The 20187-nt window shown below is 53.2% G+C and carries 11 protein-coding genes; 7 read left to right on the top strand and 4 right to left on the bottom strand.

What is annotated here, in order from left to right:
- Positions 1-82: 82 nt before the first annotated feature.
- A complete protein-coding gene (locus A1830_RS12260) occupies positions 83-1234 on the bottom strand; it encodes a porin (protein WP_067706141.1) in 1152 nt (383 codons plus the stop codon).
- A gap of 568 nt (positions 1235-1802) precedes the next feature.
- Between A1830_RS12260 and opgB the strand changes: the two genes are divergently transcribed.
- From opgB to ampH, 3 genes are all read left to right on the top strand, one after another.
- On the top strand, positions 1803-4106 hold the full coding sequence (gene opgB / locus A1830_RS12255) for a phosphatidylglycerol--membrane-oligosaccharide glycerophosphotransferase (protein WP_067706139.1): 2304 nt from the start codon (positions 1803-1805) through the stop codon (positions 4104-4106).
- 169 nt (positions 4107-4275) lie between these two features.
- Positions 4276-5850, top strand: coding sequence for a methyl-accepting chemotaxis protein (locus A1830_RS12250; RefSeq protein WP_067706137.1), 1575 nt, complete (start codon positions 4276-4278; stop codon positions 5848-5850).
- A 137-nt stretch (positions 5851-5987) separates the two neighbouring features.
- Positions 5988-7205 (top strand): D-alanyl-D-alanine-carboxypeptidase/endopeptidase AmpH, encoded by a 1218-nt coding sequence (gene ampH, locus A1830_RS12245; RefSeq protein WP_067706135.1) that lies wholly within the window; start codon positions 5988-5990, stop codon positions 7203-7205.
- Between the two features lie 25 nt (positions 7206-7230).
- On the opposite strand, the gene A1830_RS12240 is transcribed toward ampH, so the two are convergent.
- Complete coding sequence (locus A1830_RS12240) at positions 7231-10386, bottom strand: beta-galactosidase (protein ID WP_067706133.1); 3156 nt, start codon at positions 10384-10386, stop codon at positions 7231-7233.
- Positions 10387-10663: 277 nt separating this feature from the next.
- Here A1830_RS12240 and A1830_RS12235 point away from each other — a divergent pair, with 277 nt between their 5' ends.
- Positions 10664-11872 carry an amidohydrolase gene (locus A1830_RS12235; protein WP_067706330.1) on the top strand — a complete coding sequence of 403 codons (1209 nt, stop codon included), beginning with the start codon at positions 10664-10666 and terminating at the stop codon, positions 11870-11872.
- On the opposite strand, the gene idnO is transcribed toward A1830_RS12235, so the two are convergent.
- Positions 11804-12568 (bottom strand): gluconate 5-dehydrogenase, encoded by a 765-nt coding sequence (gene idnO / locus A1830_RS12230; RefSeq protein ID WP_067706131.1) that lies wholly within the window; start codon positions 12566-12568, stop codon positions 11804-11806. The two genes, A1830_RS12235 and idnO, sit on opposite strands and share 69 nt — an antisense overlap.
- Positions 12569-12978: 410 nt before the next feature.
- On the opposite strand from idnO, the gene A1830_RS12225 reads away from it, so the two are divergent.
- Positions 12979-14727, top strand: coding sequence for a hypothetical protein (locus A1830_RS12225; RefSeq protein WP_156484995.1), 1749 nt, complete (start codon positions 12979-12981; stop codon positions 14725-14727).
- A 73-nt stretch (positions 14728-14800) separates the two neighbouring features.
- Here A1830_RS12225 and A1830_RS12220 read toward each other — a convergent pair whose 3' ends face one another.
- On the bottom strand, positions 14801-15853 hold the full coding sequence (locus A1830_RS12220) for a DUF1176 domain-containing protein (protein WP_067706127.1): 1053 nt from the start codon (positions 15851-15853) through the stop codon (positions 14801-14803).
- Between the two features lie 532 nt (positions 15854-16385).
- Here A1830_RS12220 and A1830_RS12215 point away from each other — a divergent pair.
- Together A1830_RS12215 and A1830_RS12210 are read left to right on the top strand one after the other, a co-directional pair.
- Entirely contained in the window at positions 16386-18461 is a 2076-nt protein-coding gene (locus A1830_RS12215; RefSeq protein ID WP_067706327.1) for an McrB family protein, read from the top strand.
- Positions 18454-19740, top strand: a complete 1287-nt coding sequence (locus A1830_RS12210; RefSeq protein WP_067706126.1) for an McrC family protein — start codon at positions 18454-18456, stop codon at positions 19738-19740. The genes A1830_RS12215 and A1830_RS12210 overlap by 8 nt, the downstream gene beginning before the upstream one ends.
- The last annotated feature ends 447 nt before the right edge of the window (positions 19741-20187 follow it).

Here is a 20187-nt window from a genome sequence, read left to right as displayed (position 1 = left end):
CAGCAGCGAGGTAGCCTGAGGTTTTGGTTGTGATGGCTGGCATAAATGTCCTCCGGCGCGGGCCGGAGGACGTAAAAAGCGCTTAGAAGTCGTAGCGCAGACGTACCAGGTTCATATCACCCAGGTTGTCGGTGCTGGAGGTGAATACGTGTTCGTAGTCAACACGGAAGCCGTAATCCAGCTGGAAGGTGACGCCAACGCCGTTGTCGATGCGCAGATAGTCGCGATCGTTAACGTATTCCAGGCGGTCGCCCATCACGTAAGGCATAAAGGTCTTCAGACCGTACTGGCCCACCGGAATGGTATAACCCGCCATGTATTCAATACCCCACGCGTCACCGGCGAAGTAGTTGTTCACATCCTTTTTATGGGTGGTCAGGAAGTTCTGGTAGTAACCGCCGCCAAACGAGAAGGTCCAGCTATCCGGCTTCCAGCTGATGGAGGTGCCGTAAATATTCTGATTATAGGATTTTGACCCGTTGTTCGCCGGATTACGCATTTCGGCATCGGTATAGTTCCACGCCGCGCCCCAGGTCACATCTTTCGTCAGGTGATAATCCACGCCCAGCGAGCCGCCGCCCTGACGCTTATAGCGCAGGCCGTTGCCCGGCAGATACTCGTTATCGGCGAACAGATAAGAGGCATAGACATCCGCTGCGCCATAGGTGTTTTTATATTTCAGCATCTTACGTGAGCGGTACGAACCATCGTAGTCGCCGTTAATGCCGTTGCCAGGTGCCTGAGCGAGCATATCGTAATCCCAGACGTCGGTTTTAGAACCGACTACGTCGTAATAGACGCTGTTCTGCTGGCCGAAAGTCAGTTTACCCCAGGTTTTGCTCTGGAAGCCGGTATAAAGCATACGACGGCTGGTATCGTGTGCGCCGTCGGCATGGTGGTTATCCCAGTCAAATACCGCCGGAATATTCACACCCAGTTCGTAATAGCCTACCCAGCTGATGTCATCAAACAGATAGTAATCGGCGAGGAAACGAAAACGTGTGCCGCCGTCGAAGCCGTTACGCTTGTAAGCGTTTTTACCGTCATCACCGGTCAGGTTGTTGAACTGTGGACGGATACTGCCGCCAACGGTAAAGTTCAGGCGGCTGAGTGGGTCACCCGCCTGCGGATCCTGCTTAATAAGGGTTATTTCTGCGTGTGCCGCAAAAGATGCACTACCAACTGCCAGCCCCAGCGCAATGGCTCGGGTTAAAACGCGCATTTTTATTAACATTATGTAGCCCTGTGAAATATTACCAAACCAATCCGCCGAAGATAGTAGCGTGAGAAGTGTTACAGCTAATGGACATAAACGACCTGTCAGGCGATTTAATTAGCTTAAAATGTTAAGCAAATATGTCATATGAATCATTTACACATAAATCTGAACATTTCGTGTCAAAAACGCAAGGTTTTGTCATCGCATTCTCAGGATGTGAAGTAAATCTGATTTTTGGCATCTTCTTTGCTTTTATACCGGTGGAATATTTCATGATATTTCCTTAACTTACCCAGGCTACCCCATTTGGGTAAGGTAATTAGCTCACTGATTTTAATGGTATTTTATGCGTAACCCTCTTATTTTCTTATGGCTTAATGTTAAGCCCGCCCGCCCGATAAACCCGCTAAGTTAAACGAAGACTAAACAGTAAATCATCAGCCGGGGATCCGCCGCTTTTGCCCCTACAGAGGGCGTATTGCCAGGGATATTTCGCTGCGCTAAATTACGCCACGACCTGTTACTCCGCCCACTCTCCACAGCATCAGGCGTCGATCGCGCCAGTTAAGGATACCAATCGCCCATGGGTTCAGAAATGGTTTCACTGATACTCTTTATTGCTTCTGTCGCGCTCTATGCGTGGAAAGGCGGCAGAAACAGAATCTGGCTGTCGGTGATCGCCTTGTTGCTGGGCATCTATATCATTCTTAATGCCTCACTGGTGGCAAGTAACTACTTTACGGGTGAAGGCATTAATGATGCGGTGATCTACACCATTACCAGCAGCCTGAGCGGGGCGGGCATCAGCAAATACGTTCTGCCCGCCGTCGGGCTGATTGCGGGCCTGGTAGGCCTGTTTCTCGTTTTATGCTGGGTGCTACGCCTGCGAAAGGGACATCGCCACAGCCTGCTGTACAGCCTGCTGGCCGTTATCCTGGCGCTGGCTTCAATTCAAACCACCCCGGCGTATCAGCAGGTTTCCAGCCTGATCAAGTCACAGGCGGGCAAAAGCAGCGCCGATTTTTACGCCTGGTACAAAGTTCCGCATACGCACATCAGCGGCAGCAAACCCAATCTGGTCTACATCTATGCCGAGAGCCTGGAGCGCACCTACTTTGATGAAAAGGCGTTTCCCGGGCTGGCCCCGGAGCTGGGCCGCATAAAAAACAGCGCCGTTGATTTCAGTAACACCGCGCAGCTTCCCGGCACCGAATACACCATTGCCGGTATGGTGGCCTCGCAGTGTGGCATTCCGCTGTTTGCCCCCTTTGACGGCAACGCCTCCAGCGCGCTCTCAACCTTTTATCCGCAAAACATCTGTCTGGGCGATATTCTCAAAGCCTCCGGCTACCAGAACTATTTCTACCAGGGTGCCAGCCTGAGCTTTGCCGGTAAGGATCTGTTCCTCTCCTCCCACGGCTTCGATCATCTTTATGGCTTTGACGAACTGAAAAGCGTGGTCAGCGATACCCGCTACCGCAACGACTGGGGCTGGTATGACGACACGCTGATGGATGTGGTGTTCGACAAGTACCTGGCGCTGGCGAAGCAAAACCAGCCCTTTTCGCTGTTTGCCCTGACGGTAGATACGCACCATCCTGACGGCTTTATTTCCCGTAGCTGCCAGCGTAAGAGCTACCCATGGGAGGGAAAAGCCAACAAGTCCTTCGCCGCCGTGGCCTGTAGCCAGGAACATATTGCCCGGTTAATCGCCCGCATCCAGGCGACCCCTTATTTCAAAAATACGATTATTGTGGTCAGCTCGGATCACCTGGCAATGAACAATACCGCCTTTAAATACCTCAACCAGCATCCCCGTAGCGATCTGTTCTTTATGCTGCGCGGCAGCGAGGCCACCAGCAAAACCATTAACGTGAAGCGCAGCACGCTGGATAATGGTGCCACCGTGCTGGATGCAATGGGCGGTGATAACTATATAGGCCTGGGGCGCAGCAGCCTCTCGTCAACGTCCCTCTCAGCCGTTTATCTGAACGTAAAGGAGAAAATTAATCAGTGGAAACCGGACGTCATTAAGCTGTGGAATTTTCCGCGGGCTATCTCGGATTACAGAATTGATACCGATAAAAATACCTTTAGCTTCTCCGGCGTACACTTCAAGCTGCCGCTGCTGCTCTCGGTAAAAGCCGATAAAATAGAGCCAAAATTTGACGTTTACCTGGCCACGCCGCTTAAACAGCAGCTTGCCGCATTCGCCCCGGATGAGAAATTTGTCTGGGTAGACCGCTGCTACAAAATGGGAGACGTCTGGGACGAGAAGCTGGAGCTGAATACCCGTCTATGCGTTGCGGACGGCACTTTAAGTTCGCCCCCTGAGATTGCCCAAATCGCCTCCGGCTCGACGCTGGGCAAGGTCGCTTTCCGCGGCGTGGGCAACAGCAGTGACGCGCGCTATCAGCAGGCAGTGACCCGCCTGCGCATCGCTGATGATGCGCTGAAATATACCTCAGACCGCATCCTGTTTGCTCTGCCGGGGCTGCCAAAGCAGGTGCTGAAGGTCACGGGGCTCTCCTATATCGAACCCTGGGGTGGACGCTGGTCCGATGCTAACCTCATGCCCGCAGTCAGCATTGAGTATCTGACTCCATTGCCTGCTGAATTCACGCTGACGCTGACCGCGCGGGCTTTTGGTGCCAATGCCCGCCAGCCCTTTACCCTCCGGGTCGGCGGGGTATCGCAGCAGGTGACGCTGGGCACCCGCGACACCCGCGTACAGCTGCATTTCAGTAACCCCTCCCAGGCCCGCACCCTTGAGATCCTGCCGCCGACGCCCGAAGAGACAACGGAAGGCGCGGTGGATGGTTTTGCAGCCCGCAAGCTGGGCATCGGCCTGGTCAGCCTGCAGATTGAACCCAGTCCCCAGACCTGACGACCTCCGCCCGGACGAGATTATGGTGAAGTTTTCTGATGTTATGCCGATGTAGAAGGCCTGGGCGTGAGAAGAATGATAATCCCTGCATCACTTGCTGATGATCGCGCCCTGCCGAACCCAACCTTTTGGTATTGATAACCTTTTAGTTTCGATAGGGAACAACGTCATGGCACTATTCAGCAATATGAAAGTCGGAGCTCGCCTCGGCGGAGCCTTTAGTCTTATTGTGATGCTTTTAATAATTGTGAGCGTTACTGCTACGGTAAAAATTGGCAATATTAATAAAGCGATCGAAAGTATTGTTAACGATCGCTATATCAAAGTCCGACTGGCGTTTGACGTGCGCGATGGGGTCAACGAACAGATTAAATATCTGCGCGGTATGGTGATTGATACCACCCGGCCACAGTTCAACGTAAAACGCTTTACCCAGCTTGATAATGCCACCCGGAAAACCAATGAGGCGATCAACGGCCTGGTTAAGATTCAGGTCACGCCGGGCGGGAAGAAAAAAATCCAGGCGGTACAGGAAGCCGCCGCCGCGTTTGAACAATCTAAAGCCGCGCTGATCACACTGGTAAAGAGTGGCAATCAGGATGCAGCGGCAGAGTATGTGTTGTTAAAAATCACCTCGGTACAGAATGCCTATCTGGAGCTGGCGCAAAAGTTTGCCCAGTCGCAGTCGCAGCAGCTACAGGGTGAAGGTGCCATTGCCCTCTCCGAAGGCTCAATGGCCATTACCATTACCCTGATTTTCTCCTGCATCGCGGTCATTGCGGCGATGATCCTCGGTTATGTCCTGACCCGTTCTATTGTGCTGCCGCTGCGTGATGCGGTGAAGGTGGCGGAAAATGTTGCAGCTGGCGATCTGCGTACGGTCTTCAAGGCCGCCTCACGCGATGAAACCGGTCAACTGATGATGGCGCTGAAAAACATGAACGATAATCTGCTGCGCATCGTGACGGAAGTGCGCAACGGCACGGACCTGATTGCTACCGCCTCCAGCGAGATCTCCAACGGTAATATGGATCTCTCCTCCCGCACCGAGCAGCAGGCCAGCTCGCTGGAAGAGACGGCCTCGGCGATGGAGCAGATGACTTCAACCGTTAAGCAGAACGCGGACAACGCCCGCCAGGCGAATGAGCTGGCGGCTCAGGCCTCACGCGTAGCGGTGCAAAGCGGAGCAGCGGTTAATCAGGTGGTCACCACCATGGATATGATTAATGGCTCATCGCGGAAAATCGTCGATATCATCAGCGTCATTGATGGCATTGCTTTCCAGACCAATATCCTGGCGCTCAATGCGGCGGTGGAAGCGGCCCGCGCGGGCGAACAGGGTCGCGGTTTTGCCGTGGTGGCGGCAGAGGTGCGCAGCCTGGCCCAGCGGTCGGCGTCGGCGGCAAAAGAGATCGCCCAGCTGATTGAGGACTCGGTTTCAAAAGTGGATGAAGGCGGCAAGCAGGTTGCCAAAGCGGGCTCAACCATGCAGGAAGTGCTGGCCAGCGTGAAAAGCGTGACGGAAATCATGGGTGAAATTTCGATCGCCAGCAATGAACAGAGCACCGGCATTGATGAGATCAATATGGCCATCACCCAAATGGATCAGGTGACCCAGCAGAACGCCTCGCTGGTGCAGGAGTCAGCTTCGGCGGCGCATTCACTACAGGAACAGGCCGTACAGCTCTCCAAGGCTATTAGTATCTTCAAACTGACCGATACGCATTACACCGCCAGGGCGTAAACCGCTGGTGTTTTAATCGTCATAGCGGGCGGAAGCATTAGCACTTCCCCCGCGTTTAACATTCATTAACATCGGTACTCATTTTGCTAAAAAAGAGGCCATATATCTTTTTATGCCGATGCAAAACAGATTAGACTATGACCCCTCACAGGCTGATTCTGACGGATGTACGCACGTTGAAATATCTGATTCACCGACTGCTGGCGCTTGCCGCTACCGCACTCCCTCTTTACAGCCTGGCGGCAGGCCCCGCGCCCGATCCGCTGCTGGCCTCCCGCATTGTAGACCGCTACGCTGATAACATTTTCTATAATACCAAAGCCACCGGCATGGCGATGGTGGCGATTGATGCCAATCAGCGGGTGTTTGCCAGCAAGGGGGCCATTCGGCCCGGCAGCAGCGTTCGCCCGCAAAAAGATTCGGTTATTCGCATCGCTTCGCTGACCAAGCTGATGACCAGTGAACTGCTGGTGAAGCTTTCCGAACAGGGGGTGGTGCAGCTTAACGATCCGCTCAGTAAATACGCGCCCGCCGGCAGCCGTGTGCCCTTTGGGGCCGGACAAACTATCCGTCTGATCAACCTTGCCACCCATACCAGCGGTCTGCCGCGCGAACAGCCAGGCGGTAAGGCCAATCGTCCGGTTTTCGTCTGGCCCACCTACAGCCAGCGCTGGCACTGGCTCAACAGCGCACAGCTAAAAGCGGCTCCCGGCACGCAGGCGTCCTACTCCAACCTGGGGTTTGATCTGCTGGGCGATGCTCTCTCCCGGGCTGCGGGCGTTCCCTACCCGACCCTGCTTCAGCGTGAAATCACCCGTCCACTGGGGATGAAAGACACGACCTTTACGCCCTCCCCGGAACAGTGCCGCAGGCTGATGGTGGCAGAAAAAGGCGCCAGCCCCTGTATCAATACCCTGGCGGCCATCGGCAGCGGCGGTATTTACTCTACCCCGGACGATATGGGCCGCTGGATGCAGCAGTTCCTCTCTTCCGATCTCAGCCCGCGCACCGCGCAGGCGGATCGCATCCAGACCATGATTTATCAGCGCAGCCAGCTGACGAAAGTCGAGGGTATGGACGTACCGGGTAAAGCCACTGCGCTCGGCATGGGCTGGGTCTATATGGCTCCTGAAGACGGCAGGCCGGGCATTATCCAGAAAACCGGCGGCGGCGGCGGCTTTATTACCTATATGGCCATGGTGCCGCAGTACAGCGTCGGGGTGTTTATTGTTATCACGCGCTCGCCGCATACCCACTTCACCGCCATGAGCGACGGAGTGAATAATCTGCTGACCGAACTGATTGGCAATACCCCCAGCAGCGCCCAGCTGGCCGCCAGCATTATGGCGGAATAATAGATATGCATTCGGCTGGCCGCACTTAAACAGGTTCGGCATCGTCCCGTCGCCAGCTGAACTGATAGCGATAGCCGCTCTCCTTAAGCAGAAACGCCGGGGCTACGCTGGGGCTCCAGGAGTCATCCCCGCCGACGCCCATATGAAAACCATCAATATTCAGCCAGCACCCCTCCTCGGGTGTGAGCAGGTGCCGGTGCGTGGTGATATCCAGCTGCCGGGGGCTGTAGCGGCCAATATTGAAGTGGAAATGGCCGCTCAGCCGATGCGCCCCGAAGCGCAGCATCCGGGTGTCGCAGCGCAGGCCGTTTTCACAGGGGCGAACATACGGCGTATGCATGTTATCCAGCGGCTGCCGCCACAGGCCCCAGTCGGCAGCGAGCTGGCGATCGGGATAGTTTTCATGCGGGCCTCTGCCCAGCCACTCCACCTGCTTTTCCTGCTCTCCATGCCGCGCAAGCTGGCAGCTTAGGCCAATGCGGGGTGGATAAGGCACGCCGAAGGTCACCTCTACATCCACGGCGATATGCAGCTCGCCGAGGCGATCGATACGCCAGCATTTTCGGCTGACAAACAGCGTGTTTTCCCGGTGTTTCCATGCGTGTTCGGTGCGGACAATCACCTCGTCCTGAAGCCTGTCGGCGCTACAGCTCAGCAGCTCCGCCTGCATCTCCCAATATCCGGCGGCCTTCCAGCGTTCGGACCACGCCCCGGGATCGATACGATCGACCTCGCTGATGCCGATATCATTATCGATCGCGGCCCGGATAAAGTTATCGCGCAGCGGGGTAATAAAGGCCGGGCGATCCGCTTTCCACCACTGGGTAAGCTCACCACGCAGGCGGTCGAACTCCCAGCGCTGATCCTGATAAGTCACCACAATGCACGCATCGGTGAGCGACAGCACCGGCCCTTCCACGCCCCGGCTATCCGGCAGAGGAGCGACAGAGTGGGCCACGGGCAGCCGCCACTGCTCACGCGCTACGCTATGCCCTGCCTCTGACCAGGGCGTCGCCCGGGGCTGTAGCACCTCAACGTTAAGCCAGACCTGCCCCTGCCCCTTTCTCTGCCCGCCAGGTGGCACAGGGAGGCGAAGCGTCTCCGGGTTCAGCGTTAGCTGACATTTTCCCCGTGGCGGAAGTGCCAGCGGCTGCTCCCCCTGCTCCAGCACCACACCCTCAGCGCAAACCTGCCAGCACAGCCGTTCATTATCACTGTGGCGAAACAGATATTCGCTTTCAATCTCAATCACCAGCGGCGCGTGGGCAATGAGTCTGAACTGATAAAACTGCTGCGCGCGCTTTGCTTCATACAGCGAGGGGTGCGGCGTGCGATCGGCAAACAGCAGCCCGTTCATGCAGAACTGGCGATCGTTCGGCTTATCACCAAAGTCCCCGCCGTAGGCAAACCATTGCTGGCCGTCAGCATCCCGTTTTAGCAGGGACTGATCGACCCAGTCCCAGACAAACCCGCCCTGCAAGCGCGGATACTGACGAAATGCCTGCCAGTAGGTATGAAAACCGCCGAGGCTGTTTCCCATCGCATGTGCGTATTCACAGAGGATCAGCGGCCGGGTTTCTCCCGGCAGGCTGAGCCATTTCTTAATCGACCACTTCGGCACCTGGGGAAAAGGCTGATCCTCATCAACCCTGGCGTACATGGGGCAAAGAATATCCGTGGCGGCGATATTGGCCCCGCCTCCTTCATACTGTACCGGACGGGTGGGGTCCGCTGCTTTGACCCAGCGGTAGAGCGCGTCCTGCGTGGCACCGTGCCCGGATTCGTTGCCGAGCGACCAGATAATGATGCAGGGGTGATTGCGATCGCGCTGCACCATTCGCGTCACCCGCTCGCTCATGGCCGGAAACCAGGCCACATCATCCGACAAACGGCTCATCGGCTGCATGCCGTGGGTTTCAATATTCGCCTCATCCACCACGTACAGTCCGTAGCGATCGCACAGGCGATACCAGAGCGGGTGGTTAGGGTAGTGCGAGCAGCGTACCGCGTTAAAATTATTCTGCTTCATCAGGCGGATATCCTGGATCATGGTCTCAGGATCCATCACCTGGCCGCGTTCAGGATGATGCTCGTGACGGTTAGTGCCGCGAATCAACAGCGGCTGGCCGTTAAGCGTTAACAGGCCCTGTTCAAAGCGCACCTGGCGAAAGCCGACGTCGCAGGCCTCTGCCTCCAGGAGATTACCCTCAGCATCGGTCAGCAGGATCACCGCCCGATAGAGGTGCGGCATTTCGGCACTCCATAAGCGCGGCTGCGCGACAGGCAGCCTGAGTTCGGCCCGCTCGGCGTAGTGACCGCGCTCATCTATCACGGCGCTGCCGGGTCGGACGCTACACTCTCCCACCAGTACCTGCTGCCACCACAGCTGAAGGGTAATGCGGCTTGCCGCCACCTCCTCCCCGGCAAGCTGGATATTCGCCACCAGATTGGCGGCAGAGAAGTCAGCGTTGAGATCGGTTTGCAGATGAAAATCAGCCAGCCAGGTCTCCGGTTTATGCAGCAGCCAGACGTCGCGAAATATGCCGCTCATTCGCCACATATCCTGATCCTCCAGCCAGGTGCCGTCGCTCCAGCGCAGCACCATCACCGCCAGCCGGTTCTCTCCGGCTTTCAGCAGCCTGCTGAGATCGAATTCGGCCGGTAGCCGGCTGTCCTGTGAATAGCCTACCCAGACGCCGTTGCACCACAGATGAAAAGCCGAGCTAACACCCTCAAAGATAACGCGAGTGCTGCCTTTCTCCAGCCAGCTGGCGGAGACCCGGAAGCTGAGCGAGTAACAGCCGGTTGGATTCTCGTCCGGCACCGCTGGCGGGGATCCCGCAATGGGGTAGTTTATATTGGTGTAGATCGGCGCATCATAGCCATGCAGCTGCCAGTTAGCGGGTACCGGGATCGTCGCAGCGTCCGCAAGATCGCCCGCGATCCAGGCGTCCGGCACCTGATAAGGGCTGTGAAAATAGCTGAACGTCCAGTCACCGCTGAGCCTGCACAGACTGGGGCTTTCATCTTCATCGCGGGCGGCCGCGGCCTCTCGCCAGCTGGCAAAAGGCGGGTGCGCGGGCAGGCGATGAAGCTGGGTAACACCCGGGCTTTCCCAGTCCTTACGAGCCAGAAGCGCAGATAAACTGACGCTGTGGGAGGGTCTTGACGCATCGTGCATATGTCGCTCCAGAAAGGTTACCAGCCAGCACCGGGATGACACTATGTTGACCCGCCGTCTGGCTGTAAAGCTGACAGCGCGGATTCGGTGAGACGTCTCACGAAACAAAACGACGCGGCACCGGTAAGAGCGGGTAATCGGCCATAGAAGAACACGCCCTCTTTTTGTGTTAATTAGCAGGAACTTATATGAATAAAAACTAAGGGCATTTATGCCTTGCCCTGCTCTCTGCCCCGGCGGCATGATGATCCCGACCGTTCAGCCAGAAGAGATCGCTATGAAAATATCCCCACAGCATCAGCCGCTCGCCGATTCACTCCAGGCCCTGCGCCAGGAGCTTCACCGTCACCCCGAGCTGTCTCGCCAGGAGTTTGAAACCACGGCCCGCCTGCGCGCGGCGCTGACGGAGCGGCAGATCCGCGTTCTGGATCTGCCGCTGGAAACGGGCCTGGTGGCAGAAGTGGGCAATGTGGATGGCCCACTGGTGGTGCTGCGCGCCGATATTGACGCATTACCGATTGAGGAGCAGGCCGATGTGCCCTGGCGCTCACTGAATAAGGGGGTGATGCACGCCTGCGGACATGATTTTCACGCTACGGCGGCGCTGGGAGCGGCTATTTTGCTGAAGAAAAAGGAGTCTTCGCTCCCTGGCCGGGTGCGGATCCTGTTCCAGGCCGCCGAAGAAACGGGTCACGGTGCATCGGCGCTGCTGGCTACCGGCGCGCTGGATAAGGCTGGGGTGATTTTCGGTATTCATAACGACCCGACTCTACCGGTTGGGGTGGCGGGCAGCAGGGAAGGTCCGCTCACCGCCGCCGTCGATCGCTTTGCCATTACCATCAGCGCCAAAGGCAGCCACGCCGCGCGACCGCATGATGGCAACGATCCGATCGTAATTGCCGGTCAGCTGATTAGCACGCTGCAAACGCTGATCAGCCGCAACCTGCCCCCGGAAGAGACCGCCGTGCTGTCGATTACGCAGGTGCACAGCGGCAGTACCTGGAATGTGATCCCGGATGGCGCCTGGCTGGAGGGCACGGTTCGCACCTTTAGCGCCACGGCACGCACGCTGATTGAACGGCGTCTGCGCCAGGTTCTGGACGGCGTCGCCGCCACCTTTGATGCCAGCATCGTGCTGGACTGGCAGCCCGGCCCGCCATCGGTGGTGAACGATCGCGAGTGGGTCGATTTTGCACTTGAGCTGGCCCCCGCAGCCGGGTTTGAACCCCGCGAGGTGCCCGCCAGCCCGATAGGCGAAGATTTTGCTTTCTACCTGCAACGGCTGCCGGGTGCCTTTTTGATGATTGGCTCGGGTGGCCCCTTTGCACTGCATCATCCACAGTTTCGCGTGGACGATCGCGCACTCTACCCAACAGCGGACTATCTGGCCCGTATTGCGATAGCCGCGCTGGATAAACTACACCGCAGCCAGCATGCCGCCATCAACAAACAGCAGGTGGCCGTTGACGAAGTTCGAGGCATTTGAGGCGAGAAACACTGCGGCCCCAACCAGCTCCTCCGGATCACCCCAGCGCGCCGCCGGGGTGCGTTTGCACAGCCAGTCACTAAATTCCGTATTCTCCACCAGCGCTTTGGTCATCGGGGTATCGAAGTAGCCGGGTGCAATACCGTTGACCTGAATATTGTAGCGGGCAAGCTCGGTACACATGCCGCGCGTCAGCATTTTGACCGCGCCCTTAGCCGCCGCGTAGGGGGTGATGGTGTCGCGCCCCAGCTCGCTCTGCATTGAGCAGATATTGATAATCTTCCCGGCCCTGCGTTCAATCATCCGTTTAGCAACGGTCTGTGAAACCACAAATACACCGGTCTGATTGGTGGCGATGATCTGATTCCACTCCTCCAGCGGGAATTCAGTAAAGGGATGCCGCCGCTGGATCCCCGCATTATTAAACAGGACGTCTATCGGGCCGATATCCTTTTCGATCATCTGTATGGCCTTCTCCACCGCGGGTGCCTCTGAGACATCAAATACCGCTGAGTGCGCACGGTATCCCTCCTCGCGCAGCTGTATAACCGCTTTCTCCGCCCGCTCCGCCGAGGTGCCGTTGATAATGATCTCTGCGCCGTGAGCGGCCAGGCCTCGCGCCATAATAAAGCCAATTCCCTGGGCTGCGCCGGTGACCAAAATGCGTTTATTTTCCAGACTGAATAACTGACTCATGATTTTCTGCTCCGTCCCGTGCTGGCTGGTTGTGAGAAGTTGAGAATAAAACGTCTGTTACTCGTACCGATAATGCCACCGTTTTCAGGCAGAAGGTATCCCTGCTGCGGGAGATTGCCGATGTCGCCTTATCTAACCTCAATAATCCACCATTGTAACGGCGGCGAAATCAGTAATAGTCCTTATTTCTATAATTAGAATAAGCACGGTAAACAATAAATATAACTCAGGCACCCAGGGTAAATCACGCTACATTAAACTGTACTCACCTTCCCGGCAGCGACAATTTTCTACCCGCATCAGGAATCTGCCTAGGTTTAATCTAACATATTCTACCCCGTGAAAATAAAGGGTCGAAAACGCGCGGCATAAACTGAACTGAACATTGTTCTTTCCTGAGGAATATAAATATGCATAAGATACCAAAAAGTATTCTTTTACTGGCACCCGCCCTTGTTATTAGTTTGATCAGTGATAATACTTTCGCTAAAGAGGCCGGCATCACAATTTCCAATATATCATCGGGTCCGGAGAAATGTATGGATCTTGCGAGTGATAATAAGAATATTGTCTTTAACCAGTGTAGCAGTGCGGAGTCACAGAAGTGGCTTATATCGAGCGTCTCACTTCAGTACAATAACATTAAAAACAGTGCGCTTCCGGCGACGATCTGTCTCTTCTCTTCACTTGATGGAAAGAGCATTGATATGCGTGCCTGTAATAGCGGTACATACAGCTCACAGACATACTGGTCCTTAGATTCCCGTTCAGCCTTTAATTACTCGATAATCAGTAAGATCCAAAAAGATTACAGGCGTAATGGCGAACTTTCCGTCGATGCCAATAATAAACTCGCCTTAAATAAAGGATCTGACGCCAACGGGCTTTGGACGTTAAAAAATTACTCCCCGCCCAGAAGAAGCATGAAGGGATCGCTGAACATACTGTTATTAAACACCCATTTTTCGGGTAAAAAAGAAAGCTCAACAGATGCAATCAGGGAAGCACTTTTCGGCGGAAATGGCCCAAATAGTTCGTTAAGCGACTATGTCAGACAGGCCTCCCGTGGTGCCCTGACCCTTAAAGAGGGTAAAACGCTTGATAACCTTGATATCGGTGCACCTGGAGAGGCATGCAATTACACTCAGTACCGGAACAAAGCTCTTGAGCTTGCTAAAAAAGAGGGCGTGGACGCGTCCAGTTACGACATGGTTATTGTAGAGCATACAATTAACAGCCAGTGTTCATATAGTGCCAATGCCACTTTACCTACCTCATTAAATGCGCCGGGGAAATTTATGATCTCTAACGCCAGCGGCCACAAACCCTGGGTGTGGTCGCACGAGTTTGGACATGCGCTGGGGTTTGAGCACTCAAATATTCTGGTTGAATGCCCTGCAACTGAATCCGGCGTTAAAATTGATGACAGCTGTAAGATCGGTGGCAGAGACGGTGGAAGTAATGATATCTCGGACACCATGGGTGGCGGTGGCGGCCGGATGTACCCGGTTAATTATATGTATGAAGCAGGCTGGTTAACTGACGAACAATTCCCGATTGTGGGCGACGGTACCTATAAAATTGCTCCCCTGCTTGATGATAAAGGGGGTAAACAGGGCTTACGTATCGCGCGTAACAATAATAACTTCCCTTATCTGATGCTGGAATATCGTCAGCCTGAGGGCTTTGACAGCAACTGGCCTGTCAATTCGCCGTTCGTTAACGGCGTTATTGTCAGAGAAATTAACCCCCGACTGTTGAAAAGCTATAACGTCATTATTAATACCACCCCAGGCAGCATCGGTCGCGAAGACGCGCCGCTAATGCCGGGCAAGACTTTATATGACACTTATTCAGGCAAGCTGATCACCGTTAAATCAGTAGATAAAACCGGTGCAGTGGTGACGATTTCTGAGGGTGAACCGGTAAAAATCCCCGCATGGTCTGCATCTGTTAATTATGCTGCTCCCTGCCAGAAAGTGACCTATCAGGGTGATGCCTGGGAAAACGGCTGGCAAACCCAGGGTGTGATACCGGGTTCTGATGGAGAATGGGGCGTGTGGCGCAAAATCAACAGCGATAACTTTTTCGAGGATTGTAAAGCCGGTATCGATGTCGCCGCAGATACGTTGCCGGCTGATGGAAGTGATATTCATTAGTAGGCTATAGCGCTATTTTCCCGGTCAGTAGCCAGATCAACATGCACTGGCTAGTGGCCGGGAAAAGGGGGGCTTACTGCGCCGCTTTCACTTCCGTCACCAGAGTCGGTAAATCCCAGGTTCCCCCACCGCGAATATAGCGGCACATTCCGGTGGTGGCGATATGGCTTTGACGGAATGCTTTTCCATCCCATACCCAGCTTGCCGAACTCCAGCAGTCACCGATACCCCGGCCTTTCTGAGCCATGGTAATCACCCCTTTATCGTATTCGGAGCCGGAATCAGTCACCAGCACGGGGGGTTCAGACAGTTTTGTATCCGTCACCCAGTAGCCATAACCTTCGTTATAGGCGGCCCGCCAGCAGAGCGCGGATACCAAAACGTGACTGTCATCCAGCGGCGTAACCGAAAGCCTGTCGTCCTCCGCATCGTCCTTGCGCTCATCTGAGGGCTGCTGACGGTCGCAATAATCATTGCCCTTTAGCGTAACCCGCATTTTCGGTTTAAAGAGGGCGGTTTCCGCTGCCGTGAGTGGGCGAGTGGGGCTTTTACTGACGCTCGCAGCCTGAATAACCGGTGCCGGAACGGCGGGTAACACGCTGCTTTCGGGCTTATCACCCTTTTTGGTCAGCGCACCCGGCGTACCAATGCGCCCCTGCACCTCATCCATTTTCAGCATGACGGCTGAAGCCCCTTCGCCAGAGAGGATAAAAGGCGCAGCACCGCCCCTAAACTCGACTTTTGCACTGCCCTTAACGGCCCGGATAACGGCCTGGGTTTGGGACGCCGACAGCTGCCACGCTTCATCTTTAACCGAAGCCAGGTCGCCGACCGCCCGGCCGTTGATCCACAGGGTTAGCTTCGTCACGGGTGCCGCTTTATCCGCATCGGTATCGGCCAGTATCACCTCACCCGTTGGCGCGATATCAGGCCCGGCGTCGCGGCTCAGTAACACCGATCCCCCCTCGCCCTCTTCTTTCGCATAGCCTGCTGCGCGGCAGGTTAGCGTATTGTCGCAGGCAAGCTCCCAGTCTTTATGCTCGAAGCTCACGCCGCTTTTATCGGCCATCGCCGGGGCGCTGAGTAGGGTCATCGCGACCAGGGCTGTTTTGTAGAGGTTTTTCATGCCATCTCTCCGTAATGGTTCAGGCCATGAGGGTAGCATAAAGCATCAGCGTCCAGTCAGTACCGCTCTGATTAACCGATATCTGGTCTGTAATTGGGTGTAGTGGGACACTGAATTTGACTGCTACGAGTCCGGGGTAAGTTAAAATAAGTTACCGGTGCCAAAAATGACTCAGGGCCATCCTGACATACATTGTCAGGGCTGATTTTTTCTCTGTCGTAAATAAGGCATGGGTTATCGAGGCGTTCAGGGCCCGGGTATTTCGCTTTCACATCTATTTAATTGATGTAGTTAATCACGCTTATTAACCAGAATTACTCTTTGACCTACATTTAATTCCAGCAGAAGGTGAACCTGGGCTACCTTCTGATTGTTAATAATTTTAATGCGGGGCTGCCGGGCCTCCCTCTCTACACAGATCTTTATCCACTTGGCCAAATTCAGTCTATCACTATAATGACGGTGAAGATTTGGTTATAATTTATTAAAGAAACCAAATAACAGTCTACTTAACATCAGAGGAAACCACGTGATTGATTTTGTGGACAGCGTTGAAGCAGGAAAACTAACGCTCAATGAATTGCTTAATACTCTGGCAGAAAATAAAAACTACCATTTTTCAGAGTGGAATCAGCGGTATAGCGAGTTTACAAAGCAGCTATGGCAAACTCCAACATTCACGCAGCCTGAAACGGATGATTTGGTTAAACGGCTCTGGTATGAGCGTGATAATGGCGTTGCCAGTATTCGTCAGGGTGTTCCATCTTTAGCGGAATATGAGCAAAGCTTGCCCCTGCTGAGAGAATTAACCGAACGAGTTCGTCAGCAGCCGGATGAACCCACTTATCACTTTGTAGGCGATGCTTTGCTACAGGCCAAAGAAACCGGCCTACTCAAACGTATGTATTGGAGCTTGAGAAACCGTGTCTTTGCCGCATTTTCGCCAGAGGCCTGCAGCAGTACCGTTGATGAGAATGCATTTAACCGTGTAGCAGTTTTCCTGAATAAGCAATTCCATCTTGGATTGGCGCTCAATGGAAACTGGCTGCAGAAAAACTATGAATTGAAGCAAGCCATACACGCTCTATGCCCCAATGCAGATCCTTATTACGTAAATATGGCTATCTGGCATCTGTATGAACTATTACGCGAACGGGATAATGAAAAAAAACAGGAAAAAGTAACCAGCAACACAACAGCCGACAGCACAGAGCTAAGAGACAGTTTGACCCATCCACATTCACCAAATAATGTGATCTACTTTGGCCCGCCAGGCACTGGCAAGACCTTCACGTTGCAGCAAAAGATGAAAGAGTATACATCTTATGCTGTACCAGACGATCGTGATGCCTGGCTGGATTCTCGCCTTGAATCGTTGAACTGGATGCAGGTCATAATGCTGGTGCTGCTCGATCTTGGTAAACGAGCAAAAGTTCGCCCAATTATTGAGCATACGTGGTTTCAACGTAAGGCATTATTAAATGGTCGTAATGGCAATTTATCGAATACTGCCTGGGCTGCTTTACAAGCCCATACCGTTCCCGAGTCGTTAACCGTTGATTATAAGAATCGTCGTGAACCTGCCGTATTTAACAAAACAGATAATAGCGAATGGTTGCTAGTTGATTCACAGCTCGAGCAGGTGGAGGATTTGGTAGAACTCTACGCCGAACTTAAACGCGGCCCTAAATCTGCCGAAGCCATCCAGCGTTTTGCAGTCGTGACTTTCCACCAATCTTACGGCTATGAAGAATTTATTGAAGGTATCCGCGCTCGCTCTGACGAAAGTGGCAATATCTCTTACCCTATTGAGCCGGGTATTTTTATGCGCCTGTGTCAGCGTGCCAATGCCGATCCCGCACATCGTTACGCCATTTTTATTGATGAAATCAATCGCGGCAACATTTCCAAGATCTTTGGCGAACTGATCTCGCTCATTGAAGTAGACAAGCGTGCGGGTATGTCTAATGCAATGAGCCTGCAACTGTCTTATAGCGGTGATCACTTCAGCGTACCCACTAATGTCGACATTATTGGGGCTATGAATACAGCGGACCGTTCTTTAGCGCTGATGGACACGGCTTTGCGCCGTCGCTTTGACTTTGTCGAGATGATGCCTGATCTCTCTTTGCTGAGTGGAACTAAGGTGAAAGGCATAGAACTCGAGTCTTTATTAGAGAAACTCAATAGTCGCATCGAAGCGCTTTACGATCGAGAACATACGCTGGGGCACGCATTTTTTATGCCTGTAAAAAATGCACTCGATGCCGGTGATGAAGAAGCTGCGTTTAAACAATTAAAGATCGCATTTCAGAAAAAGATCATTCCACTGTTACAGGAATACTTTTTCGATGACTGGAATAAGATAAGGCTTGTGCTGGCAGATAACCAAAAGCAAGACGACAGCCTACAATTCGTGATTGAGAAAACCGACGATCTGGATAATCTTTTTGGTAACAATCATGCTTTACGACGTCATGATCAACAATCGACAGCTTACGAGCTCGTAGCATTTGATCAAGAGATCTGGAGTATGCCGCAGGCTTACCGCGCTATTTATCAGCCACAGCAGACCACCCTTGATGAGCAGGCTGTAAACCATGGGTGAAGTGATCTCTGTTTTTGAATATGACCTGCTAGGGAGTGGGAAAGCGGCTTCAGTTGGCGCAAAGCTAATCCCTCAACAGGTCTTTGATTATTTGGAAGCGCTTAGCCTAACGAGTATTCAAGGAAGCCAGTTTCTCAAACTCACCTCTCGCTCAGGTTTCAAATTGCTTCAGGTGCAAAACTACGCGGGAATGCTTTCAACACCTCACGGTCTACAGATTGAGATATTGCCTAAGGTTGGTAAAAACCTTACGACTGCGAGTGCGCGAGAAACATTCATCACGATGCTAAGCCACCTGCCTGGGTTTCGGCATATTCAAACCCAGCAGGCCACTCTTCAGGCACAGCGCATGCCTTTGCTTGAGATTTTTATCAGTCAGTTTTTGCAAAGCGTCAGCCAATTGCTCAAACAAGGTTTACGCTCCGACTATGTGAGCGAGCAAGGCAATCTGCCTTTTATGAAGGGCAAGCTGATGCTTACTACGCAGTTGAGGCATAACGTGGTGAACCGTCATAAGTTTTGTGTCGATTATGATGAATACATGCAAGATTGTGCAGCCAATCGGCTCTTACACTCAGCGCTGGATAAGCTACTTAGTTTGAAATTGTCATCAGAGAATCAACGCTGGCTTTACGAACTGTGCTTTGCGTTTGACGGTATTCCACTTAGCCGGGATATTGAAAACGATATAGATTACTTACGTCTGGATCGCGGTATGGCTTATTACAACGAGCCAATGGCCTGGGCGCAATTGATCCTGAGAGGAATGAGCCCGAGCGCCTTGCAGGGAAACACCAAAGTAATATCACTCCTGTTCCCAATGGAAGCGGTATTTGAGTCTTTTGTTGCACAAACCCTCCCCCACGAGCTTCCTCCTTACCTTAAAGTTCAACCACAGGTTGCCACTTATTCCCTTGTTAAGCATGGATTTCGCGATTGCTTTAAGCTTCGCCCAGACTTATTGATTCAGTCACGCCAACCTGTTCGAACCAAAATGGTGATGGATACGAAATGGAAGCTGGTGAATAGCAGCCAGCAAACAAAATCACTCTATGGGCTGGCGCAATCTGACTTCTATCAAATGTTTGCCTACGGCCAAAAATACCTTGGTGGTATTGGTGAAATGTACCTGATCTACCCTGCGCATGACGACTTTAGCCAACCGATACAGCAGCATTTTGCTTTCTCGGACACCTTAAAACTATGGGTTGTGCCATACCAGATAACAGCAAAGCGCGGCGAAAGGATGATGTGGGCGTATGGTATGTCCGGTTTATAGCAGCTAATTATCTATTCCCAGACGATAACAGTGATATACCACCAGTCCTCCAGCCAGGGCCATAATGGTCGCAAATTCTCATTTTCCTGGTACTAAAAATATCCGGATTCCACACAAACGGCATCAAAGTCACAGACGATGCCACTAACGGACAACCACAGAGTGATGAACCACTTTATTAGTACATTGAGTGACCACCCTGGCGGCCACTTCTGATATAAGGTATTTATATTTAATCGTAAACATGCTCGCATACCCGAGATGTTTTAATGAGTTAAACAAACAACTGAGCAGATTCGCGTTTGAATTCAGGACTAAAATTTCTTCTTTTCATTGGAGCACCTGTGTTGTTCTGAGGTGAGCATATCACCTCTGTTCAGGTGGCCAAATTCAGTAAACCACTACAAAATGTAAACTACAGCGATTATGGCAAAGACGGAGCTTGCA

Origin of the sequence: Erwinia sp. ErVv1 (assembly GCF_900068895.1) — a bacterium.
In the GTDB taxonomy this organism is placed as follows: Bacteria; Pseudomonadota; Gammaproteobacteria; order Enterobacterales; family Enterobacteriaceae; genus Erwinia.
This window is presented reverse-complemented; position numbering and strand designations above follow the sequence as displayed.